The sequence below is a fragment of the Gottfriedia solisilvae genome (genome assembly GCF_002128405.1).
Classification (GTDB): Bacteria; Bacillota; Bacilli; order Bacillales; family Bacillaceae_G; genus Gottfriedia; species Gottfriedia solisilvae.
Genome location: NZ_NETJ01000004.1, coordinates 70978 through 95232, shown reverse-complemented (window position 1 = coordinate 95232; position 24255 = coordinate 70978). Strand labels below are relative to the sequence as shown.

Here is a 24255-nt window from a genome sequence, read left to right as displayed (position 1 = left end):
GGATAAAATGAAAACTTTTAAAAAAGTATTAGTTAGTAGTGTGCTTGCAACAAGCTTTGCGATATATACGGTTGGATTTGCTCATGCTGAGGTTAGTGTTTCACATACAGCATTTAAAGCAAAACATTCAGCTGTAAATGATACGAAAGCACCTGCAATCCCGAAGGTTTATGTTCAAAAAACGATTAATAAACTTAATCAAAAGAAGTTTGAGGTTAAAGGGGTAGCAGAACCAAAATCAAAAGTAGTTGGACAATTAAAGAGTATGGATAACCAAATTACTTTTGAAGCGAAAACAGATGAGAAAGGAAATTTTAAATCGTTCCTTAATACACAAAAATTAAAAGATGGAGCACTTAAACTTTCTGTATATAATGTTGATGCGAGTGGTAACAAAGGAAAAGTGAAAAATGTATCTATTTTAAAAGATACATTTTTAGAAGAATTGACAGTTGAGAACGAAGGTTTTATCAATTCATATAATGTAAGCGATTTTCCTGTTTCTGGAACGGGTGACCCAAAAGCGACGGTATATATTACATTACAAAGTGGAAAGCAAATTGTAAGTGGAAAAACGATTGTTGATGAATTTGGAAATTATTCATTAAATGTGAATGTACAAAAATTTGCTGAAGGTAAAGTAGCTATTCAAGCAAAACAAGTGGATAAAGCAGGAAACACAGAAAATGTAGCAGTAAATGTAACGAAAGAAACAAAATCGCCTAATAAGCCAACATTATTCCAGGCATCAAATATTACTGCGAATACAGATCAAACAACTTATAAAGTAAAAGGCTTAGGAAAAGCTGGCTCTGAAATTGAAGTTGTTTTAAGTGACGGTATTATAGACGTTAGTTCAATTGGTGAAGTTGATGCAAATGGATCTTTTGAAGTAGAGATCGAAACAACTGACCTTCAAAGTGGAGAAATCACTGTTACAGCTATTCAAACAAGTACTGCTGGTAATACGAGTGTAGAATCAGTAACAAAATTTATGAAAGATACAAATGGACCAAATGCTCCTGAACTAAATGCTTTAGATTCAATTAAACAGGAAAACGTGGCGAACTATACAGTTTCTGGCAAGGGTGAAATTGGTTCTATCATTAAAATATTCGTAACTGATGGTAAAACGACCGTAAGCAATACTGTAATAGTAAATGAACAAGGTACGTTTACAACGAATCTTAATCTAACTACTTTACAATCTGGAAATGTCTATTTTATTGCTTCTCAATTAGACAGTGCAAACAACTCAAGTACACCTGTAACGGTAACAATTTTAAAAAACTAATCAAATAACATAGAGGATACCACAAAAAAATGGGTCTCCTCTTTTTTTTGCTTATTTAAAGAAATACATTGTATAAGTATTTAAAAAACTATAACATAGTAATATTATGGCATAATATATAGATAGACGAATTTCAATAACGAATCAGGAGTAAAAATATAATGATTATAAATAATGAACAAGAACTAGAAGCTTTACGAAAAATCGGCCGCATTGTTGCTTTAGCTAGAGAAGAGATGAAAGAAAAAGCGAAGGCAGGAATGACTACTAAAGAACTAGATGAAATTGGCAAAAAAGTATTAGATGAACATGGTGCAACTTCAGCACCTCAAAAAGAATATGATTTTCCAGGAACTACTTGTATCAGTGTTAATGAAGAAGTTGCTCATGGTATTCCGAGTGATCGCGTACTTAAGGAAGGTGACTTAGTGAATATTGATGTATCAGCAGCATTAGATGGATTTTATGCTGATACTGGAATTTCATTTGTGATTGGAAAAGGTGATCTTTTAAAGGAAAAACTTTGTAAAGCTGCAGAAGATGCATTTTGGGCAGCAATGAAAAAAACAAAGGCAGGATCTAAACAAAATCAAATTGGCCGAGCTGTATTTAATGAGGCAAGTAAAAACGGATTTAATGTCATTGAAAACTTAACTGGGCATGGAATTGGTAAAAGTCTTCACGAAAAACCACAGCATATTTTAAATTATTTTGATCCAATGGACGGGGCATTACTGAAAGACGGATTAGTGTTAGCAGTTGAGCCATTCGTATCAGCAAACGCTGACCATATTATTGAATCAGGTGACGGCTGGACATTTGTAACACCTGATAAAAGTTTAGTGGCACAATGTGAGCATACAATTGTTGTTACAAAAGGTGAACCAATTATATTAACACAACTTTAAAACAAAAAAGCGAAAACCTAATCGTAGGTTTTCGCTTTTTTTATTTATCATTCTGGGGCATGTACTTTACTTAAATTTAACTCCTAAGTTAATCCGAATTGATCTGTTACAACTGCATATCTAGCACCCCAGAATGTATCTTGAAGTTCCATTTTAATTTCACCATCTCTTGATAATGTTTGATAAATAGAATGAATCTCTTCCTCAGAACTCATTTCAAGCATAGTCCAAATATTATTTCCTTTTGTTAGAGGAGTAAAAACATCTGCAAAATACATAACGCAATCTTCATTTATATGGAGTTCAGCATGAATGTATTTTCCTTCATGGCCTTTGAACATCTCTATTCCATCACCTGTTTGCGTATTTTTAATTTCTCCACCAAAAACTTGCTGATAGTATTCAATTACTTCTTTACAATTCTCAATATAAATATGCGGTAATAATTTTTTCATTTCATTTCTCCTCATTAATTATCTAGTTTTATCAATTTCTTTGGTTAATTTTCAAAGTTATGTAAATACTAATGCACAAAATCAGTATATCCAAATAAATTAAGTATTGTACAATATGCTAAGTTATTTTATAATTTAGATAAATTTAGGACGAAAAGGAGGTGTAGGAAAGATGTTACGTTTTCAAATGGTGTGCGCGCAAATGGTAGAATTTTTATATTTTTGTCGTGCGAAATTTGCGTTTTTAACTGTTAACGGGATACGTGTGTCCTTTTTTAACAAATTATCAACTCAAATAAAGAAACGTACTCTTTCCTACGACTTCATAAAATAAGTTAAATGTGTGATCGCACTTTAATGAATCATTATTGAGAGCCATGGATGAGTTTATTGATCCATGGCTTTTTTCTATGGAATTTGTACGGTGAATAGAATGGAGAATCATAATGATTGCATGTAGTATAGAAAAAATTTCAAAAATGTTTGGAGGAAATACACTTTTTACAGATTTATCTTTTCAAATAAACCAAGGTAGTCGAGTGGGGCTAGTTGGTGCGAACGGTAGCGGAAAAACAAGTATATTTAAACTGTTAACAGGAATTGAAGCGCCAGATAGCGGGACTATTCATTTTAAGAAAGGATTAAAGGCCGGTTATTTAGCTCAAATCCCTTCTTTCCCAGAAGAAATGACAAGTCGTGATGTGTTATTAACAGTGTTTGAGGACCTAAGAAAAATTGAACATAACATGAAACAACTAGAAATCGAGATGGCAAATATATCAGATGATCGTTCACTTAATCAATTGCTAAGTAACTATGGGGTATTACAAGAAAAATTTGCTTTAAATGGTGGATATGAAATGGAAGCAGAGCTTTCAAAGATTGTTAATGGTTTAGGGATTAATGATTTATTACCAAAGAAATTTGCTTCTTTAAGTGGAGGAGAAAAAACCAAGATTGGACTAGGAATTGTATTATTACAAAAACCTGATCTTTTATTGCTTGATGAACCAACGAATCACTTAGATTTATCTGCAATTGAGTGGTTGGGAGCATTTTTAAAAGAATATGAAGGTACGATTATGACAATTTCTCATGATCGTTACTTTTTAGACGAGGTTGTAACGAGTATTTTGGAATTGGAAGATGGAGAAATAACAGTTTACCATTCTAATTACTCACAATTCGTTATTCAAAAAGAAGAGAGACTATTAAAAGAATTTCAAGCTTATGAAGAACAACAAAAGAAAATTCAAAAAATGAAAGAAACAATTAAACGGTTGAGAGAGTGGGCAAATCAGGCTAATCCACCTAATGCTGGACTGCATAGACGCGCAAGAAGTATGGAAAAAGCATTAGAAAGAATTGAAAGACTCAAACGCCCTATTTTACAAAAAAAGAAAATGGCATTTCAATTAGAAGAAGCTGGTAGAAGTGGTAAAGATGTTGTAATTGCTGAGAAATTATCAAAAGCATTTCAGGATAAGGTATTGTTTAAGGATATTAACTTTTCTTTATTTTATGGAGAAAGGGCGGTTATTGTTGGTGATAATGGGACTGGAAAATCGACCTTATTAAAAATGATACTTGGTGAGGCTTCAGTAGATGAAGGAAAACTGAGAATAGGAAGTAATGTCAAAATTGGTTACTTATCACAGCATTATGAGGCAATTAATTCAGAGCATACAGTACTTGAAGAGTTCAGAGAAGAAGTCCATGTTACAGAGGGAGAAGCTCGAAATATATTAGCAGGCTTTTTGTTTTATGGTTATATGGTTTACAGAAAAGTTGGCCAGCTAAGTGGAGGAGAGCGAATGAGACTAAGATTAGCTCAACTCATGTATCAGGATATTAATTTATTAGTAGTGGATGAACCAACAAATCATCTGGATATTGAATCAAGAGAAGTGTTAGAAGATGCACTTGAAAAATTTAAAGGTACAATTTTATCTGTTTCTCATGATCGTTACTTTATTAATAAGTTATTTTCTAAGATTTATTGGTTAGCTGATGGCGCGATCCATGAATTTATTGAAGACTATCAGCATGCAAAAGAAAAAATGAGTTTACGTAAAAATAAAAAAGAAAAATACCCAAAACTGGAAGTACAAAAAGAAGTAAAACCAATTAAGAAAGAAAAACAAAGAAGTATTGATGATCTTGAAAAAGACATTGCATTATTTGAACAAAAAATAAGTGAGTTAAATAAATTAATGATGGTAGAAAGTAGTATTGATACACTACAAGAACTTCATGTGGAAAAAGAAAGCTTAGAAGAAAAATGCCAGGAATTATATGTTCAATATGAAGCTTGGTGTGATTGACAATTGTTGACAACATGAAAATTTGAGTTAGATGACAATATCAAATTACAAAGTACATGCTCATTACCAAAATTAAATCATAGGATATTAAGATATATTTTCTAATTTTGGAGGTGAGCATATGAGCGACTATTTATATGAACGTTATCCTAGCCCACCAGGTCAGGGACACGGTGGACATGGAAGTGGACACGGTGGACATGGAGGTGGACACGGCGGTCACGGAGGTGGACACGGTGGACATGGAGGTGGACACGGTGGTCACGGAGGTGGGCACGGCGGACATGGAGGTGGACACGGACATGGTGGACATGGATATCCGTGGCCAGGACCTGGAGGTTATTGGTCAGGTGGATTTTACATCTTCCAAGGTAGAAGATGGTACTTTATACCAGGATTTGGTTGGGTTTTTGTATAATTGAAAACTATAAAAGCTGTTTAATATAAATTATATTAATCAGCTTTTTATTATTTTTGTTCACTTAATAACAACTATAATGGAAATTCAGGCTACCAAATTTTAACCAATAAATTATACATATGTTTAGTATATAGATATGTTAAACTTGTAATATATTAGAAAAGCTTATTGCCTCTATTTTTCAGACGGGATAAGTAATGAGGTGTCAATGTGATAGGGAAAAAAGTCTCTCAAGGGACTGTAAATAAATCAGTTCTTGATCAATATAAAGAAATTTATTCAATGTATCATCACGCAACAAGATTAATTAAAGAAGATAACTTAGATAGTGCTGAACTCATTTTACAAGAAATTTTTAATGCTCATAAAGACTTACAAGTACCAATTGAAATATATAAAACATATATACTATTGCTACTAACGAATAAGAAAGAAAAACAAGCACGCCTATTTCTTTCAAATGCTCCAGATGAGATAAAATATGCAGGTGAGATTTTACAAATTCAACAAAAGTATCAATTAGTTGTTTCAGAAAAAGTTCAAAAACAAAGAAATTATATGTCTAAAAAAATGATGTATTCTTTAATCAGTATTTTGATCCTTTGTATGATTGGAATTGGTTTGAAAAAAATTGATATTTTAAACCGTCCAGAAAAAGCAAGTAAAGATGTGAATGTATTAAAGGCACAAATAAAGGATTTAGAAGATAAAAATAAAACAATGGAAATGCAGGTTAATGAGGCAAATAAAAAGTTGACGGAAGCCTCAGCCTCTAAACAAACTGATCAACAGGAAAATCAATCAGAACTAGAAACCTCTAAAACAAATTCTTTAAAGCCAGACACAGTAGTGAAAGAATCTGTAGAATCTTATGAAAAAGGTTTTAAACATTTTCAGAATAAAAACTATAAGCAAGCAATAGAACAATTAAAATTAAGTTATACCTTAGATTCTACTAATTACAGTAGTGATGACGCTCTATACTATTTAATTTTATCTGAACAAAGAATGAATAAAAAGACGAATGTGAGACCTTATATTACAGAATTTGTTAACCAGAAAAATGAGTTTTTTAAAAAGTCACCGTATTATGATGATGTCATTTTAATGCAAGCTAGGTGGTTCATAACTGATGGGAAGAATAAAGAAGCTGAGAAACTTCTAACTGAAATTGTGAGCAAATATAAAAAAGAATGGACTGCAAATACCGCAGCCAGATTATTAAAATCACTTAATAAATAAATACCATCACCTCTTAGAGAATATAGTATCTCTAATGGGTGATGGTATTTTAAGATTGCTGTATATAAATTCCTGGTGTGGAAATCAGCTAATCTTGTTATAAACAACTCAAGGGTACGAAAAAAATTAATTTTTTTCTACACCGAATACAATTCCACTTTGCTTACGAGCAGTTTCTGTAATTGTTAATACGATCGAGCTCATCTCTTTTAAACGTTTGTAATCTTCAACTAGATGATTTTGAATGATTTTAGTGATATTTTGTATTTCATACAGCATATCATTCTTTACTTGAGATACTTCTAATGATGTTGTTTCTTGTGTTTTATTGTTAATCAGTGTGATCTTAGAAATTGGTGAAGGTTTATCGAGTACGAATGTGCCAACTTCGCCAGTGATCTCACTTTGAATATAGGATTGAGAAATTTTAGAGCATTGAATACTACAAATGAAATCCTTATAATTCAACACTAAAGTTCCACTACCATCAATACCATTTCTCAATTTTACGGGAGTATAATCCACACTAGTAGGTTGGCCGAATAATCCAATCGCTACATAAAGAGGATATACACCAAGATCTACTAGTGCTCCACCAGAAAATTCAGGTGAAAATACATTTGGATTTTCTCCTCTTAAGAATGAATCGTAACGAGATGAATATTGTAGATAATGAAGATTAGCACTTCTAATCTGACCTATTTTATCTAGATTATCTTTTAATACTGTGAAGTTTGGAGAATGGTAGTTTCGAATTGCTTCAAATAAATATACGCCATTTTCTTCAGCAACTTGGTAGGCATGATCTAATTCTTTTGTTGTCGAGAAAATTGGTTTTTCACAGATAACATGTTTTTTATTTTTTAAAAACATGATTGTTTGTTCGTAATGTAATGAATTAGGAGATGCAATATAGACTACTTCAATCTTTGTGCTTTTTGCCATTTCCTCTATATTTGTAAAGTATGTACTTGCTTCATGTTTCTTTGCAAATGCTTGTGCAGAGTCTTCATTTCTTGAATAAACAGCTGCTAAAGTAAGAAGCTTACTATCTTTTGATGCCTCAATAAAACTTTCTGTAATCCAGCTTGTACCAATGGTTCCTAACTTCATTAAACTCAACTCCTAAACAGGTTGTTAACTCTATCTTTACAATCCTAATCGAAACATATGATAAAATAAAGTAAAATACATCAAAGGAAGTGATAATGTATGAGAAAAATTTGTGTGTATGCAGGTTCTAATCTTGGAAACAGAGACTCTTATCGTTTGGAAGCAAAAAAACTAGGTAGAATATTTGCTAAAAAAAATATAGATTTAATATATGGTGGTTCAAAGTTAGGGATTATGGCAGAGATTGCAAACGAAGTTCTTAAACAAGGTGGAAATGCGATCGGAATTATGCCAAGCGGATTATTCAAGGGTGAAATTGCACATCAAGGTTTATCTGAATTTATTGAAACTGAATCTATGCACGAACGTAAAGCATTAATGAATGAATTATCAGATGGATTTATTGCTTTACCGGGTGGAATTGGTACGTTTGATGAGCTATTTGAAATCATCTGTTGGGCACAAATTGGTATTCATAATAAGCCAATTGGATTATTAAATGTAGATGAATTTTTTACGCCAGTTTTAAATTTATTAAACCATGCGGTTAAAGAAGGATTCATGAATGAAAATACATTATCATTGTTCGTCGTATCTGATGATGCAGCAGAATTAATAGACTTAATGGGAAATTTCACTGCACCTGTAATGCAAAATAAATGGAAACAATTAGACGGTAAATAATCGATTATACAAAAATGGCTCATTGAGTAAGAGGTTTATTCTCTTCCCAATGGGCCATTTAGTTTTCGTTCTTTTCAGTTCTATTTTTATTTTTAAACCATTTTGCTGGATTGAACTTCTTTCGATAAGCAGCCATGGCTTCTTTGCCAACTAATATTCCACCAATCCAAAACATAACTTCACCAAGAATAACTAGGATTGGAATGAGACCAGCTTTTACACCGCCAGAAACAGGTAAAAATGGTAATGCGAATATTAATAAGTAAGGAATAAATGAACCAAATACTAAGTAATATGGTATTCTTTTCATAAAGTTCTCCTTTCAATTCCATCTTGAGGATAGCATTATTTAAGTAGAATTGAAAGAGAAGAATCGTTTTTACTACTGATCATTACAAGTATGAATGTGCTGATGATAAATTGTAGGAGGAAGTCAAAATGAAACAAGAAGTTGTTCTTGAGCTTTGTCATGTAAAAAAAACAATTAAGAATAAAGAAATTATAAAGGACATTAGCTTTGAGTTATGTAAGGGTGAGGTTTTAGGATTACTAGGTCCGAATGGATCTGGTAAAACAACGACAATGCGTATGATCGTTGGATTAATGAGCTTATCTGATGGAGAGATTTACATCAAGGGGAATTCCATTAACCAAAACTTTAGTGAGTCTATAAAGCATGTTGGTGCAATGATTGAAACACCAGCATTTTATCCATTCTATAGTGGGTTTAAAAATTTAATGTATTTTTCACGTATGCTTGAAGGTGTAACAAAGGATCGAGTGTTGGAAGTGATCGATTTACTAGGACTTTCTAGTGCGATTCATAAAAAGTTTTCAACGTATTCGTTAGGAATGAAGCAAAGGTTAGGGATAGCTCAAGCATTGTTACATAATCCAGCTATCTTAATTTTGGACGAGCCTACGAATGGTTTGGATCCAGCTGGAGTAAGAGAAATACGTGATTATTTAAAAAGAATAGCAGAAGTTGAAGATACTGCGATCCTGTTATCTAGTCATTTACTATCGGAAATTGAATTAATTTGTGATCGGGCAATCATTATCCAAAATGGACAATTCGTTGAAGCAATCGATATGAATGAAAAAGCAAATGGGAGATTAGTAATCGAGATTATCGTTAATCAAACAAATGATATAGAAACTGTATTACAGCAAAAAGATTACAAATTTGAAATCATTAACGAGCGTACGATTATTTTTGAAATTGATGAAGAAAAAATCCCTAGTTTAAATAAAGAGTTAGTATTGGGAGGAATAGAAGTATTCTATATTTCACGGAAAAAAGAAAGTTTAGAGGACTTGTTCATTCAATTGACAGGAGGGAATGTCATTGAGTAATTTTATTCGTTTAATTGGCAATGAATGTCGTAAAATTTTTGTTCAAAAGTCATTTATCATATCCTTAGTGATCTTATTAATTCTAATCATCGTACTTGGAAGATGGGAATTTGTTGGAAAGGAAGTAGGGGCTTCTAAAGAGGCTGATTGGAAAGAAGAAATAAGGATAGATAATGAAAATATTGAAAAGGAACTAAAATCTGCAGATATCTCAGAACCTGCCGATCAGCAACTAGAGAAACTAGCGATAAATAATTATCGCCTTCAACATAATATCTCACATTATGAACAACATTCAGTAATAGACTTTATGAATAAAGGTGCGTCTATCACAAACTTTATCGGTATTCTATTACTATATTTTGCAAGTAATATGATGTCAAAAGAGCATCAATGGAAAACAATTAATTTCCTATTAGTTAAACCTTCGACAAGAAGAATGATCTATTATGCGAAATTTACAACTCTTTCATTATTGTATTTCATCTTTTCATTAGCAATCCTAATTTACTCCTTTGTAATTGGATGCGTTATAAATGGTTTTGATTTTAGCGCACAACCAGTTTTAACTTACGCTAATAATCATGTAATAGAACAAAGTGTTCTTACGAGTCTAGTATATAATTATTTAATAAATTTATTACCTTTCCTACTATTCGTATCAATTGCTTATTTCTTATCAACAATTTTAAAATCGAGTAGTATTTCTTTACTAATTAGTATCGTGTTATTTGCAACATCAGATCCTATCGCAGCACTATTAAGCTCAAAAAATTGGTCGAAGTATTTACCATTTATGCACACAGATTTAACAGTGTATGAACAAGGCATTAATATCGTAAATGACATGCACATAGGATTTTCAATATTTATGTTACTACTCTATACGGCATTATTTCTCGTTAGTGCGGGAGAAGTGTTTAAAAAAAGAGATGTGGTGTAATTAAAAAACAGAGAGTTCGGTTTAAGGGTACGAAATAGTACTTGATAAATAATTTAAGGACCAAATCGCATATGATTTGGTCCTCTTTATTTTTTTAAAAAAAGAATGTGTTGATTTCCACTCCAGGATACTCGCTTTCCATGGGGCGTGCGCCGAGCCTCCTCGGCGCATTCGCGCCTGTGGGGTCTCAGCTGTCCCGCATCTCCCATAGGAGTCGAGCACCTTCCGTTCCAATCATTATGTGTTAATCAGAGGACTCTAAGAGAACCTTCCTTAATACTACAATTTATTAAAAGTCATACTCTAAAATTGTGAAAATATACTTCTCATATTTTACAGCGCCTATGTTTCTCTTTACTTAGAATTTCGCTATCTTTAACGAACATTCCAATTCATTTAATTTATATTAAGATTCCTGTTTTAACATTCCGTATAGGAATAAGTTCATAATTTCATCGATTACTTCTTTTTGCTGAATGTATTGAGATGTAGTCGCATCCATATTCATAAAGGCCTGACTAAGTACTTGAATATAAATTTGCAGGGTTTTCGGACTGAATTCATTTCGAATGACACCTAATGTTCGCCCTTCATCTATTAGTCCAAGTAATAACTTAAAAGATTTGTTCATCGAAAAATCTAATACAATGGCATGAAGCTCTTCATCCTTTTGAATTAGGGACGTAAATGTTTCGAGATTGACAATATCTATTCCATCTTTCTTTCTTAGTAACATCTCTTTTATCTTTTCTTCAAATGCTATATCACTTGAAAGAAGCTTTTTATATTCTTCATATTGCTGGTCCATTAATCTTAGAAATGCCGCTTTTAGCAATGCTTCCTTACTTCCATAGTAGTTGTAAATTGTTACCTGAGATACGTTTGCCAATTTTGCAATATCCATAATCTTTATATCATTGATAGGTAAAGATAATAATTTTATTGTACTCAGTTCAATATTTTCCATTTTTAGTTGTGTTCTTTTTTGATAGCCGTCCAAAATGTTTACCTCCAATTATAACTATTACTATTGTATCATGTTTTGAAATATTCTATAAAAATTATTTCAAAAAGTATTCTCATTTTAGAAAAAGAGGTATATACTGATTTTGTAATATTAAGTGTTAGATATTACAAAACTATGCGGGAGGCGCAACAATGTATGCGATTGAAATTAACAATCTAACCAAAGTTTACGTGAATTCAAGAGGGATTACGGATATTAGTTTTTCCATAGAAGAGGGCGAAATATTTGGATTTATTGGCCCAAATGGTGCTGGGAAGTCAACGACAATTCGAACATTACTGTCCCTAATATACCCAACGAGTGGTAGTGCTAAAATCTTTGGGAAGGATTGTATTGAGTTTGCCCCAGAAATAAAAAAAGAAATCGGATATTTACCGTCGGAAGTCTTTTATTATGACAATATGAAGGTAATTGACCTATTAAAATATTCAGCTAGCTTTTATAAAAAAGACTGCACGAAAAGAATTAAAGAATTAGCGGAGATAATGGATCTAGACTTAACAAAGAAAATTGATGATTTATCTTTAGGGAATAAGAAAAAAGTAGGGATCGTACAGGGACTTTTACATGAGCCTAAACTAATTATTTTAGATGAACCAACAAGCGGATTAGATCCACTTATGCAACAAAGATTTTTTGAGCTACTGGAGGAAGAAAATAAAAAAGGTGCGACGATTTTATTTTCATCTCATATTTTAAGTGAAGTTCAGCGATTGTGTAATCGAGTTGCTATTATAAAAGAAGGTAGAGTTGTAACGGTTGAAAAGATTAGTACATTAAAGGAGAACAATTATAAGCGTTTCAAAATGGAAACTGCTGATATAGTCGATCAGAATTTCTTTCAAATGATGGGCGTAAATAATCTTGAAGTGAAAGGTAAAGAAGTTAGCTTTTTATTCAAAGGAAATATAAATACAGTATTGAGAAAACTAGCTGAAATAGATATAAGAAATCTATGGATAGAGGAGCCGGATTTAGAGGAAATATTTATGCATTATTATGAAAAGGAGAACGAATAAGCTATGAATATATTTTTACATGAATTAAAGGCTTATCGGAAATCCACGATTATTTGGACCAGTTCTTTAATGGGGATTGTCATCTTCTTTTTATTAATGTTTCCTGCAATTTCTAAAGATTACTTGGAATTTTCAAAAGTGTTGGAGGGATATCCTGAGGGGGTAAGAAAAGCACTTGGACTTGAGCTTGAGAGTTTTGGATCTATTCTAGGTTTCTATTCTTATATCTTTTTATATATCTCCCTTTGTGGATCGATTCAAGCAATGGTATTAGGAACATCAATTGTTTCAAAGGAAATTCGTGAAAAGACAGCAGATTTTCTTTTAACAAAGCCAGTTACCCGCACGAAAGTATTAACGTCAAAACTATTAGCGGGAATCACTTCATTAGCTATTACGAATGTATTTTACTTCGCAACAGTTTATATAATGGCGGGGCAAGTTTCGGAAGCAGCTTTTAGTAGTAAATTATTATTTTTAGTATCAATCACTTTATTTTTCCTGCAGTTTATATTTTTGACATTGGGTATTTTAATATCAGTTATCTTTTCTAAAATAAAAGCAGTACTATCGGTTTCACTAGGTACAGTATTCGCATTTTTTGTAATCGGCATGGTTGTTTCTAGTGATAGCAGTCAGGCTAAACGTTATTTATCACCTTTTAAATATTTTGATACAAAGTATATTATCGCTAATTCAAAGTTCGAATTAGCATATTTAATTGTTACGGTCGGAATCATACTTGTTTCAATCATTGTTAGTTATCTCATTTATACGAAAAAAGATGTACACGCGGTATAAATGATCTTAAAAGGAAGGGTAGACATGAATATATTTCTTAGAGAAATGAAGGCTTATCGAAAATCTATTATCTTTTGGAGTATTGGTATTATTTTCTTATTGGCGAGTGGGATGGCAAAATATAAGGCTACTGGGGCTAATGGTGAAATAAATGAATTGTTTGCCGAAATGCCAAAATCATTTCAAGCAATTGTAGGTTCGGGTGCATTTGATTTATCAAAAGCAAGTGGTTATTTTGGATTACTAGTACTCTATTTATTTTTAATGGCAACAATTCACGCGGCGATGCTAGGAGCTAGTATCATTGCAAAAGAAGAACGTGATAAAACAGCGGAATTTATATTTGTAAAACCGATTTCTAGAACAAGTGTTATATTGTATAAATTGTTAAGTGCTCTAATGAATGTATTGATCTTTAATGTTGTTTCTTGGATTTCAAGTGTGCTGTTTGTTGGGAAATATAGTAATGGTGAACAAGTGAATGGGGATATTGCCATCGTAATGGTTGGAATGTTTATTTTACAATTATTATTTTTAGTCATCGGAACTGCGATTGCAGCAGTAAGTAAAAATACTAAAAAGGCAGCCTCATACTCTACAGGAATTCTCTTATTAACATTTATTTTATCGATTGCAATTGACTTGAATGAAAAAATAGACAGTTTGAAATACCTGTCACCATTTAAATATTTTGAAGCGAAAAATATTATGTATGGTGGGGGATTTGATATAGCATTTGTTATAATTTCATTTGTTTTGATCATTGCATTAACTTTTATCACCTTCTTATTTTATAATAAGCGGGATTTACATGTATAAGATGGTCTGTTAACAAATAATATTTTGTATGAAGTTGTCTAGAACTATTGTGAACACACAAAGAGTTCTAGACACTTATTTTTTTATTAGAAATTATATTCAGAAAATATTGACATCAGTTATCAAACTACAATACCTTTAGTATATAAGGCATTTAATTGTTAGGAGGTAAAGAGGATGTTTCAAGCAACAAAAGAATTCGCTGAGATTCTAGATCAAAAAGATTCTTTAGCTAACTATCGTAATGAATTTTATCTACAACCTAATACAATTTACTTAGATGGAAATTCTCTTGGACTTCTTTCAAGAAGAGCAGAGCAAAGTTTGCTAGATTTACTAGCTTCTTGGAAAACATTAGCCATCGATGGCTGGATGCAAGGGGAGCACCCTTGGTATTATTTTGCAGAAAAACTAGGTGCTTTAAGTGGACCTTTAGTTGGAGCAAAAGAAGATGAAGTAATCGTAACAGGTTCTACGACTACAAATCTACATCAGTTGATTGCAACTTTTTATCAACCAAATGGGAATAAAACGAAAATATTAGCTGATGAATTAAATTTTCCATCTGATATTTATGCGATTCAAAGTCAATTAAAGTTAAAAGGATTCGATCCGGAAACACATTTAATTCAAGTGAAGAGCCGTGATGGAAGAACAATTAATGAAGAAGATATTATCAATGAGATGACTGAAGAAGTGGCGTTAATCATTTTGCCAACAGTTTTATATCGAAGTGGTCAATTGCTGGATATAGGGCGCTTAACAAAAGCAGCACATGACCGTGGAATATTGATTGGTTTTGATGGCTGTCATTCAGTTGGAGCAATCCCACATCAGTTTCATGATTGGGATGTAGATTTTGCATATTGGTGTAATTATAAATATTTAAACAGTGGACCAGGTGGGGTTGGCAGTTTATTTGTACATGAAAAACATTTAGGTAAAATGCCTGGATTGACGGGTTGGTTTGGTTCAGATAAGGAAAAGCAGTTTGATATGAAACATGAGTTTTCACCTTCTCAAACAGCTGGCGCTTATCAAATTGGAACACCACATATATTAAGTATGGCGCCTTTAGCTGGTTCACTTGAACTATTTAATGAAGTGACAATTGAAAGAGTTCGAGAAAAATCATTAAAAAGTACAGCATATTTAATGGACTTAATTAACGAAGAATTAAGTGAGTTTGAATTTACGATTGGAAATCCACTCGACGATGTTTCTCGTGGTGGTCACGTTTGTCTTGAGCATGAGGACGCAGCAAGAATTTGTAAAGCATTAAAATTGAAAGGAATTGTTCCAGATTTTCGTGCACCAAATGTTATTAGACTAGCTCCAATTGCATTCTATACTTCTTATGTTGATATTTGGAATAGTGTACAAATTTTAAAGAAAATCATGGTGGAAAAGCAATATGAACAATTCCAAAATGAACGAGAAATTATTGCTTAGGAGTTGTATGAAATGTCTTTAATTGATATCTCAAGAAGATTACAAAACGGAATGCCTGTATGGCCCGGTGATACTAATTTCTCATTCGAACTGAGCTGGACTAAAGAGGAAAGTGGTTCAGTGAATGTTGGTAAATTAACATTAAGTACACATACAGGAACACATATCGATGCGCCTTTTCATTTTGATGAAAATGGTAAAAAGGTAATCGACCTAGATCCAAATCTTTATGTAGGTGAAGCGAGAGTTATTGAATTACTAGATGTTGAAAGTATTAAAAAAGTAGATTTAGAGGCATTTTCATTGAATGGGGTAAAACGTTTATTAATTAAAACAAATTCATGGAAAAATGATAACGCTTTCCCAGAGAGAATACCTCATATCGAAAAAGATGTAGCAGAATTTTTAAAAGAAAATGGAATTAAATTATTAGGGATAGATGTACCATCAGTAGATCCGCTTGATAGTAAGGAATTAGTTGCACATCATGCGCTACAAGAAAATGGAATCCATATATTAGAGTCGATTGACTTACGAAGTGTTAGTGAAGGTGATTATGAGCTTATTGCGTTACCTTTACCATTAACCGATGCAGATGGAAGTCCAGTTCGTGCAGTTTTACGTAAATATGTTTAGGGGGATATGAAAATGACACAAGAGCAAAAGAAACTAACTGATTATGAGAAATACATCCGAACAGAAGAGTTATTAAGTTTACAAAAACCAGACGCTGAATTATTTTGTCCTGATGAACTAACATTTCAAACAATCCATCAAATTGCTGAGTTGCATTTTAAATTAATCATTCAATCAATTCATGCTGCAGATCAACATATGCGTGCAAAGGAAGTAACTAGAGCGATCCATCATCTTGGTCGAATTAATAATCACCTAAAACATTTACCGGCAGTTTTTGATATGGTGAAGGCTGTAAGTCCAAGTGATTACCATATTATTCGTCTAGCATTAGGCAGAGGTAGCGGTCAGGATTCACCTGGATTTAATGAAATCTTAAAATTGGGACCAACGCTTTGGCAGCCTTTTGTAGATTTATTAAATGAAAACTTACTTACACCAGTTCAATTACATCAAAATGCGTCGACTCACTTTGAATTATTCCAGCTGATGCAAGAACTGACTGCCTTTGATGAAAGCTTCCAAACTTTCCGCAGACAGCATATCCAACTTGTTAGAAGAATGATTGGAATGAATACGAAGAGCTTAAAAGGTGTACCTGCTGAAGCTTTAGAGCGTGCAGTTCGATTTGAATTTTATCCTGAGTTATGGCAAGCAGTTTGTGATTTAACGGATTTAACTGGATCTAGCTATAACCCAAAACCACTTTAATAAATTAACTTCAATGACTTTATGAACGAAACATACCAGACTCTATGTGTATATATTACATAGAGTCTGGTTTTATTTTTTCTAGTTACTAAACGATGGAAACAATCATTTATGGGAATGATAAATAAATGAGAAAAATTAAGATGTAAGTTTCAAAGTAGAGCGGAGTGTTTAGATGGATAAAAGTCTTCAAAAACAACTAGATACGGCAGCTTTTTTAAGTATTCTAGCTTATTTAATTCTAGCTGCGATTAAAGTAATTGTTAGTTTTAGAACAAATTCAAGTGCGTTACTTGCAGATGGTCTTAACAATGTGACGGATATCGGTGCATCATTAGCAGTGTTTATTGGGATTAAAATTGCAAGAAAGCCAAGGGATTTGGATCATCCATATGGTCATTCAAGAGCGGAGCAAATTGCGACTTTAATAGCTTCCTTCATCATGATGTCAGTAGGTTTACAAGTCATTATAGAAAATGTAAGACTTTTAATAAAGGGAGAATTTGAAACGCCGAATAGTATGGCGGCGATTGTTGCTTTTGCTTCTGGAATATTTATGATTGGAATTTATTTTTATAATAATAAAATTGCAAAAAAAACTAAAAGTAAAGGACTTGAAGCTTCTGCAAAGGATAATCTATCAGATGCATTAGTCAGCTTTGGAACGACAATAGGTGTATTAGGAGCATCTTTTGGCTATCCAATTATCGATCCAATTGTGGCGATCATCGTCGGTGGAATCATATGCAAAACAGCTTGGGAGATTTTTTATGAAGCTTCCCATTCATTAACCGATGGCTTTGATCCAGATGAAATGGTGCTGTTTACTGAAACGGTGGAAAAAGTACCGGGTGTATATAAAGTAGTCGATTTAAGAGCAAGGATGTATGGGAATACAACAATAGCAGATGTAGTCATAGAAGTAGATGGTGGAATCGACGTAAGCAAAAGTCATGGCATTACTGATCAAATTGAAATGATTTTACACGAGCAACATAGTATTCAATATACACATATTCATGTAGAACCTAAGAGTAAATTTAGGTGACATAATAAGAAAAGGTGACACTAAAAATCGTGTCACCTTCAGACTGCCCGCCAAACGCTCGCTTTCTTCGTTGCTTCGCCTGCTTGCGGTGCTCATTACCGATAAAGGTAACTCCTCTCCTCATCCTGCTCCTGAGCCTCGAAAGACATGCGTTTTCAATCAGTCTGAATCTCTTAGTTATTGTACTTCGTCTACAAACATTAAGATTGCCAGATTGACGGTCTTCTATTTAACCTAACATGTCTTGTTTAATAAACGTAATGAATGCAATGATTAAAGCAGCTATTCCCCAGACTGATAGATTAATCAGAGAGAATTGCATATTCAGTCCTTCTATTGAAGGTAATTGACCTTGTAAATAATCAGTTAGACCGAGGTTTACACTAAAGAAGTATTTAGCACCAGACCATGAAGTTGCAAGTCCGCTCAAAACACTTCCTGTAATTAAAGCCGCAAGCATAATTCCCATCGCTGCAGGTGTCGTTCGTACAAGTACAGACACCATAAACGATAATGTTCCAATAATGATGCAGACAAACCATGCTAGTCCAAATGCCATAATGACATATTTCCATTGAGGTATGAGTTGAACTGAATCAGTTATTAAATTGTTATTTTTTATGATAAATCCAGTCAATACAGGAACAGTCCAACCTTTAAAGCTAAATACAAATCCAGAAACTAGAAAAGCCATCAATCCGTATAAAACGATTAGAAATGAAATTAATAAATAAATTGAAATACATTTACTTAATAAAACCTTCCATCGTTTAACAGGCCTAGTGAGTAATAGTTTGATTGTCCCATCACTTCTTTCACCAGAGACAATATCGATTGTAATGACCATTACGAGTAAAGGTAGGAGTAACCATCCGATACTTTGTTCAATTAGCTCTCGAATGAATGTAGGAGCACCAGGTGTTGTAGGATTAATATTATTATCTAAGTAGTATTGTTCTTGATCAATTTGGACTTTTAACCAGCTTTTCCATTCTTCAGGAATACCGGATGAATTCAAACGGTTTTGTTGATCAACAATTTTTTGTTGGAGAGCAACCTTCCAATCATCAGTCCCCAATCGTTTAACAGTTTCTTGCGTTTGCTGTAGCTGAGCATAAACAAAAATCGGAATTAAGACAGATAGTATTAGAAAAATGACTAGTATTCTTTTTTTACGTACCATTTTTTCAATTTCATTAAAGACGAGTCTTATTAATTCAGCCAAGTGCTTCGCCTCCCGTCATTTCCATAAATAAATCTTCTAATGTTACGGACATTGTACGAACGCCGTTTACTTGTATTGATTCATTCATAAAAAGCTGAATATAATCATGGATTTTTTCAGGTGACATGCGACATTGTATAACATCATCCTTTTGAACAAGGTCTTGAATTGAGGAATCCTTAGTCAGTAATTCTTGTGCACTACTTAAAGGAGATACTTTCCATTCAACTCGTTCTGCAGCTTCTTCTACAAGTTCTTTTACTGTAGATACTCTGACCATTTTTCCTTTATTGATAATGCCTACTCGATCACAAATCATTTCAATTTCACTAAGTAAGTGGCTTGAAATAAACACACTGATATTATGTTGTTTTACAAGCATATGTATAAATTCTCTTAATTCACGTATGCCAGCCGGGTCTAAACCATTTGTTGGTTCGTCTAAAATAAGCAGCTTTGGATCTCCTAATAAAGCTTGAGCGATTCCAAGTCTTTGCTTCATACCAAGCGAATAATTTCTTACTTTTTCATGAATTCTTTCATCTAATTTTACTAGTTTTACTACTTCGTTGATTTTAAGTTCGTCAGTAATCTGTAACATTCTAGCGAACTGTACTAGATTTTCCCATCCAGTTAAGTACCCATAAAGCTCAGGGTTTTCAACAATACAACCAATTTCTTCCATCGCTTTTTTGAAGTGAGTTTTGACTTGATAGCCAGCAACCTCAATCTTTCCTTTTGTTGGAGAAATTAACCCAACTAACATTCGAATGGTCGTTGTTTTACCAGCTCCGTTAGGTCCTAAAAATCCAAAGACCTCACCTTCGTTTACTTCGAATGAAATTTGGTCAACTAGTACTTTGCCTTTTATGATTTTTGAAACATTTTCAACTTTTAATACTTTATTCATTTTTCTCACCTCGAAGCTGGCTTCCTATTTTTTTAGATAAGCGATTTGCCATCTCAATGTATCCGGCTTTGTTTGGATGGAAGTGATCAGTGTATAAATATTTTTCTTCTTCGTTGTAAAATAAATCAAAAGTAGGAATCACATATGCATTATCAAGCTGAAGTACAGTCTGTTCTAATATTTCATTCCATTTTGAAACAAAGCTTGAAGAGGCATCTAAGCCTTCTACATTATGGAAAGGGTTGTAATAACCTAATGCATAAATAGGAGCAGATTGATTTTGTTTCCGTATTTGCTGAAAGATCGTTTGAAGATTTTTTTGAAATGTTTTTTCGTCAGGTCGATATGATTTTAGGAATTGTTGATTTAGTTGATCTGCTCCAGGAAATAAATCATTACCGCCAATTGATAACATAATTGTATCCGCAGTACGAATAGCTTCTTGTACGCTTTTATTATTAAGTTGAGTAGCTAAATCTGATGTTTTTGCGCCACTTACTGCTAAATTAGAGATTGTTGAAGTTTGATTGTAGTCTTTTTCAAGTGTTTCTTTTACTCTTCTTACATAACCTTGTCCTTCATCATCACCAACTCCACGCGTAATCGAATCGCCTAATGAAACAATCATGATCGAATCTTTTTTATGAATACTTTGTTCTGTGCTATTCTCTTGGCTAACGATCAGTTTGCTTTTCTGAGGATTTAAAACTGTGTATGCACCTTTTATAAATCCAAATGTTAAAAGTAAAAAACACAAAAATGAACTGATCATGATAAAATAAACGAATTTATTGTATTTCAAATTTGTCACCACCAAAAAAGGTAAATTTTTCATATATAATCACATTATTACCATATTAAATATAGATTTGCACGAAAAAACCTGTCTAGTTAGTTTTCAGACAGGTTTAGTCAAAAAATCATGAAATTTGTTTTAATTTTTTAGGATTAACATGGTTACGACTGTTTAAATAATAATAACTAACACCTACACCTACAGAACCACCAACAATATTTCCTAATGTAACAGGAACTAAATTGTGTAAAACATTACTAAAAGTAAATGCTATATCATGAGGCATAATTGATGCTAAAGTAAAGACGGCAATATTTGCAACACTATGTTCATAACCGGAAAAAAAGAAAGCAAATACTAATAAGAAAATCATTACCATTTTTGCAAGATCATCTTTTAATCTGGTTGGTAAAAAACAAGCAAGACAGACTAGCCAGTTACATAAAACACCTTTAAAAAACAATTGAATAAAAGAAGCGTGTATTTTATGATCTACAACATTTGTTAAGAAATGATCTGTTGGAAATTCCTTTGATAAACCAGTAAAATAATACAAAATGGCGAAGACAAAACATCCTAAAATATTCCCCAAGTAACAAGCAGTCCAGTTTTTGATTAAATCAATGTTACTTGTTTTTTTAGCCAAAGTAGAAATCGTAAAATACATTGTATTACTAGTAAATAGTTCTCCACCACCATAAATAATCATGACGAGTGCAGTGGCGAAAACAAAAGGATATGCCACTGAAGTGAATAGTGATTCTTGAAGTCGGAAAATCTCTGCTAATTTTAAGCACACAATTAAAATAAAACTGATGTAAATAGAAGCCAAAGCTGCACGAGTTAAATATTTATTTATATTTTGATCCAATACATTCTTTTTTTTAAGTGCCAATTCGATACAATACTGTATACTTTCCCGTTCCAAGATGATCACTCCAATACATTGCTTAAATAAATGAATACACCATTTAGTATAAGGACATATATTAAAGAAAAGATTGTGAAAGTATGAACAATGTGTGAAAAAAGAAAATGCTCGTAATAGAAAAACTAATGAACTTCTCGCATCATCTATTTTTATTATTTGTGAATGTATAATATAATTTCGTGTATCAGAATAAACATTTTAAAAAAGTTGTGCAGTATGATGGAGGGGTGATTTTATGCAAAAGGAATTTGAACAAAAATTTGAAGCGCTAATAAAAAAATATACAGAGTTAATGCTTGGAGAATGGTCAGAGGAAAAGCAAGAAAAAGTTGAGAAGTGGATTATGTACACATATATATCTAAATCTATGCCGCCTTTGACGAAGCATTGGAATGAAACATATCCAGATGCGAAGGATGAAATGATTCATTTAATTAAAGAAATCAAAACGTTAAACGAACAACATCGAGAAGAAATGGCAAACAAGAAAAAATAGGTAATAAGATTTAGGGCGTCGTATGGATGACTGATGACTAAAATTATGATAATATAATATTTAGTAAGCGTTTTATTGTTTGTACAAAATTCGACAATTCGCTAAAAAAATGTTTTAACGATATTCATTAAATGATACATTAGTATTATATAGAGAGAGAAGTACTATTTAGAAATTGGGGGTTAAGAGATGGAACAACTGATGAAAAATACTTTTTTATTCATGTCAAAAAATAAGTTTTTAACGAAGATGGCTAAGAAATACGGTCTTCGTTTTGGTGCAGCTCGATTCGTTGCAGGTGAAACAATCGATTTAGCAACTAGAGTAATCCAAGATTTAAATAAAAAAGATTTAAAGGTTACAATTGATTATTTAGGTGAATTCGTTGATACGGTTGAAGAAGCAAACGAAATGACTGATCATTGTATCGAAGCAATTGAAGCAATCGGAAAAAATAAGTTAAATTCACAACTTTCATTAAAGATGACTTCTATGGGTCTTGATATTTCGGACGAGCTTGTATTAGGAAACATGCGCCGAATTCTTGAAGTTGCTACAAAACACAATGTGTTTGTAACGATTGATATGGAAGACTTTACTCGTTGTGAAAAAACGATTCGCATTTTTAAACAATTAAAATCAGAGTATGAAAATATCGGTACTGTAATTCAAGCTTATTTATACAGAACTGAAAACGATATCAATGATTTAAATAGTTTAAATCCAAACTTACGTCTTGTTAAGGGTGCATATAAAGAACCTGCAGAGGTCGCATTCCCAGATAAAAAAGATGTGGATGAGAATTTCAAAAAAATCATTAAAATGCACTTATTAAACGGTAACTTTACTGCAATTGCTTCTCATGATGAAGCGATGATTGAATATACTAAGCAATTAGTAAAAGAACATAATATTCCTAACGATCAGTTCGAATTCCAAATGTTATATGGTATTCGTGTTGAACGCCAATTAGAGCTTGTTAAAGAGGGCTATAACATGCGTGTTTACGTGCCTTATGGTACTGACTGGTATGGATACTTTATGCGTCGTTTAGCTGAACGTCCAGCTAACGTAGCTTTCGTATTAAAGGGTATGTTCAGTAAATAATGAAATGAAAGAGACTGCTGAAAAGAGGATTGTCCGAGATCCTTATTTCAACAGTCTCTTTTTACTTTTTATACAGGATTATTTGTGAATCGACCTTAATATAAATTCAAAAACAAAACAACATTATTTTAATGATTTCATCGTCCTAGTCTATGAAACAACCTTAGTAAAAAAACTAATCTTATTGACCCATATTTTCTCGTCCGTACTGCTGGTTGTTACTTTGTTTTCCTTTTTCCTGCTTTTGATCTCCATGGCCTGCATTCCCTTGTACACTTGCTGCACTGACCCCACCCTTAGATGGATTTCTCTTCCGTCGCATAGTAATCACCTCCATTCATTAGACTAACCTAATAAAGTAATCTTATTAGTAAAAATAGGATTGGCTAAAATAAAAAATTATTAATTTGAACTTTTTGTTTATTGCGAAAAATTAGAATTTAGCATATAGTGAAAGTAGAGCTCATTTGCGATGGGGAAATTCTATCTTGAAAGTGAATGAGTATTCATTCAAGAAACAAGGAGGAGAAATGCATA

27 protein-coding genes are annotated in these 24255 nt (G+C 32.6%); 18 read left to right on the top strand and 9 right to left on the bottom strand.

Translation table 11 applies throughout. The annotated features are described in order from the left end of the window. Positions 1-7 precede the first annotated feature (7 nt). Both CAB05_RS13685 and map read left to right on the top strand, forming a co-directional pair. A complete protein-coding gene (locus CAB05_RS13685; RefSeq protein WP_088000664.1) occupies positions 8-1294 on the top strand; it encodes an Ig-like domain-containing protein in 1287 nt (428 codons plus the stop codon). Positions 1295-1455: 161 nt separating this feature from the next. Further along, a complete protein-coding gene (gene map / locus CAB05_RS13680) occupies positions 1456-2202 on the top strand; it encodes a type I methionyl aminopeptidase (RefSeq protein WP_088000662.1) in 747 nt (248 codons plus the stop codon). A gap of 83 nt (positions 2203-2285) precedes the next feature. On the opposite strand, the gene CAB05_RS13675 is transcribed toward map, so the two are convergent. Beyond that, a complete protein-coding gene (locus CAB05_RS13675) occupies positions 2286-2657 on the bottom strand; it encodes a VOC family protein (protein ID WP_088000660.1) in 372 nt (123 codons plus the stop codon). Positions 2658-2829: 172 nt separating this feature from the next. Here CAB05_RS13675 and CAB05_RS22695 point away from each other — a divergent pair, with 172 nt between their 5' ends. From CAB05_RS22695 to CAB05_RS13660, 4 genes are all read left to right on the top strand, one after another. Continuing rightward, positions 2830-2991: an RAxF-45 family protein gene (locus CAB05_RS22695; RefSeq protein WP_371870401.1), complete on the top strand. Its 162-nt coding sequence runs from the start codon at positions 2830-2832 to the stop codon at positions 2989-2991. Positions 2992-3103: 112 nt separating this feature from the next. Beyond that, positions 3104-4981, top strand: coding sequence for a ribosomal protection-like ABC-F family protein (gene abc-f / locus CAB05_RS13670; RefSeq protein WP_088000658.1), 1878 nt, complete (start codon positions 3104-3106; stop codon positions 4979-4981). A 121-nt stretch (positions 4982-5102) separates the two neighbouring features. Next, the gene (locus tag CAB05_RS13665) at positions 5103-5399 is read left to right on the top strand and encodes a hypothetical protein (protein ID WP_088000655.1); all 297 of its coding nucleotides are present in this window, start codon (positions 5103-5105) and stop codon (positions 5397-5399) included. Between the two features lie 213 nt (positions 5400-5612). Continuing rightward, complete coding sequence (locus CAB05_RS13660) at positions 5613-6644, top strand: tetratricopeptide repeat protein (protein ID WP_088000653.1); 1032 nt, start codon at positions 5613-5615, stop codon at positions 6642-6644. Between the two features lie 126 nt (positions 6645-6770). On the opposite strand, the gene CAB05_RS13655 is transcribed toward CAB05_RS13660, so the two are convergent. After that, positions 6771-7757, bottom strand: coding sequence for a Gfo/Idh/MocA family protein (locus tag CAB05_RS13655; RefSeq protein ID WP_088000651.1), 987 nt, complete (start codon positions 7755-7757; stop codon positions 6771-6773). Between the two features lie 99 nt (positions 7758-7856). On the opposite strand from CAB05_RS13655, the gene CAB05_RS13650 reads away from it, so the two are divergent. Continuing rightward, positions 7857-8441, top strand: coding sequence for an LOG family protein (locus CAB05_RS13650; RefSeq protein WP_088000649.1), 585 nt, complete (start codon positions 7857-7859; stop codon positions 8439-8441). A gap of 58 nt (positions 8442-8499) precedes the next feature. Here the strand turns inward: CAB05_RS13650 and CAB05_RS13645 are convergent, their stop codons facing one another. Continuing rightward, positions 8500-8751 carry a transporter suffix domain-containing protein gene (locus CAB05_RS13645; RefSeq protein ID WP_088000647.1) on the bottom strand — a complete coding sequence of 84 codons (252 nt, stop codon included), beginning with the start codon at positions 8749-8751 and terminating at the stop codon, positions 8500-8502. Positions 8752-8879: 128 nt separating this feature from the next. Between CAB05_RS13645 and CAB05_RS13640 the strand changes: the two genes are divergently transcribed. Together CAB05_RS13640 and CAB05_RS13635 are read left to right on the top strand one after the other, a co-directional pair. Beyond that, complete coding sequence (locus CAB05_RS13640) at positions 8880-9797, top strand: ABC transporter ATP-binding protein (protein ID WP_088000645.1); 918 nt, start codon at positions 8880-8882, stop codon at positions 9795-9797. Further along, entirely contained in the window at positions 9790-10740 is a 951-nt protein-coding gene (locus tag CAB05_RS13635; RefSeq protein ID WP_158093271.1) for an ABC transporter permease, read from the top strand. The genes CAB05_RS13640 and CAB05_RS13635 overlap by 8 nt, the downstream gene beginning before the upstream one ends. 406 nt (positions 10741-11146) lie before the next feature. Here the strand turns inward: CAB05_RS13635 and CAB05_RS13630 are convergent, their stop codons facing one another. Further along, positions 11147-11740, bottom strand: a complete 594-nt coding sequence (locus CAB05_RS13630; RefSeq protein ID WP_088000641.1) for a TetR/AcrR family transcriptional regulator — start codon at positions 11738-11740, stop codon at positions 11147-11149. Positions 11741-11898: 158 nt separating this feature from the next. Between CAB05_RS13630 and CAB05_RS13625 the strand changes: the two genes are divergently transcribed. The 7 genes from CAB05_RS13625 to CAB05_RS13595 all read left to right on the top strand — a co-directional run bounded on the left by CAB05_RS13625 (position 11899) and on the right by CAB05_RS13595 (position 18253). Next, positions 11899-12786: an ABC transporter ATP-binding protein gene (locus tag CAB05_RS13625; RefSeq protein WP_088000639.1), complete on the top strand. Its 888-nt coding sequence runs from the start codon at positions 11899-11901 to the stop codon at positions 12784-12786. Positions 12787-12789: 3 nt separating this feature from the next. Next, complete coding sequence (locus CAB05_RS13620) at positions 12790-13587, top strand: DUF2705 family protein (RefSeq protein ID WP_088000637.1); 798 nt, start codon at positions 12790-12792, stop codon at positions 13585-13587. 24 nt (positions 13588-13611) lie between these two features. Next, positions 13612-14406, top strand: a complete 795-nt coding sequence (locus CAB05_RS13615; RefSeq protein ID WP_088000635.1) for a DUF2705 family protein — start codon at positions 13612-13614, stop codon at positions 14404-14406. Positions 14407-14583: 177 nt separating this feature from the next. Then, positions 14584-15858: a kynureninase gene (gene kynU / locus CAB05_RS13610; protein WP_088000633.1), complete on the top strand. Its 1275-nt coding sequence runs from the start codon at positions 14584-14586 to the stop codon at positions 15856-15858. A gap of 12 nt (positions 15859-15870) precedes the next feature. Then, entirely contained in the window at positions 15871-16494 is a 624-nt protein-coding gene (gene kynB, locus CAB05_RS13605; protein ID WP_088000631.1) for an arylformamidase, read from the top strand. A 12-nt stretch (positions 16495-16506) separates the two neighbouring features. Beyond that, on the top strand, positions 16507-17205 hold the full coding sequence (locus CAB05_RS13600) for a tryptophan 2,3-dioxygenase family protein (protein ID WP_088000629.1): 699 nt from the start codon (positions 16507-16509) through the stop codon (positions 17203-17205). Between the two features lie 175 nt (positions 17206-17380). After that, on the top strand, positions 17381-18253 hold the full coding sequence (locus CAB05_RS13595) for a cation diffusion facilitator family transporter (RefSeq protein WP_088000627.1): 873 nt from the start codon (positions 17381-17383) through the stop codon (positions 18251-18253). Positions 18254-18482: 229 nt separating this feature from the next. Here CAB05_RS13595 and CAB05_RS13590 read toward each other — a convergent pair whose 3' ends face one another. The 4 genes from CAB05_RS13590 to CAB05_RS13575 form a co-directional block, all read right to left on the bottom strand. After that, on the bottom strand, positions 18483-19478 hold the full coding sequence (locus CAB05_RS13590) for a DUF2705 family protein (RefSeq protein WP_142283104.1): 996 nt from the start codon (positions 19476-19478) through the stop codon (positions 18483-18485). Beyond that, positions 19471-20388, bottom strand: a complete 918-nt coding sequence (locus CAB05_RS13585) for an ABC transporter ATP-binding protein (protein ID WP_088000625.1) — start codon at positions 20386-20388, stop codon at positions 19471-19473. Before CAB05_RS13585 ends, CAB05_RS13590 begins: the two co-directional genes overlap by 8 nt. Next, complete coding sequence (locus tag CAB05_RS13580; protein WP_158093270.1) at positions 20381-21190, bottom strand: GDSL-type esterase/lipase family protein; 810 nt, start codon at positions 21188-21190, stop codon at positions 20381-20383. The genes CAB05_RS13585 and CAB05_RS13580 overlap by 8 nt, the downstream gene beginning before the upstream one ends. Positions 21191-21308: 118 nt before the next feature. Then, positions 21309-22112 carry a formate/nitrite transporter family protein gene (locus CAB05_RS13575; protein ID WP_088000621.1) on the bottom strand — a complete coding sequence of 268 codons (804 nt, stop codon included), beginning with the start codon at positions 22110-22112 and terminating at the stop codon, positions 21309-21311. Between the two features lie 238 nt (positions 22113-22350). On the opposite strand from CAB05_RS13575, the gene CAB05_RS13570 reads away from it, so the two are divergent. Then, entirely contained in the window at positions 22351-22611 is a 261-nt protein-coding gene (locus tag CAB05_RS13570) for a DUF2573 family protein (protein ID WP_088000619.1), read from the top strand. A gap of 189 nt (positions 22612-22800) precedes the next feature. Continuing rightward, positions 22801-23718 (top strand): proline dehydrogenase family protein, encoded by a 918-nt coding sequence (locus tag CAB05_RS13565; protein ID WP_088000617.1) that lies wholly within the window; start codon positions 22801-22803, stop codon positions 23716-23718. Positions 23719-23899: 181 nt separating this feature from the next. On the opposite strand, the gene CAB05_RS13560 is transcribed toward CAB05_RS13565, so the two are convergent. Continuing rightward, the gene (locus tag CAB05_RS13560; RefSeq protein WP_088000615.1) at positions 23900-24040 is read right to left on the bottom strand and encodes a YuzL family protein; all 141 of its coding nucleotides are present in this window, start codon (positions 24038-24040) and stop codon (positions 23900-23902) included. Positions 24041-24255 lie beyond the last annotated feature (215 nt).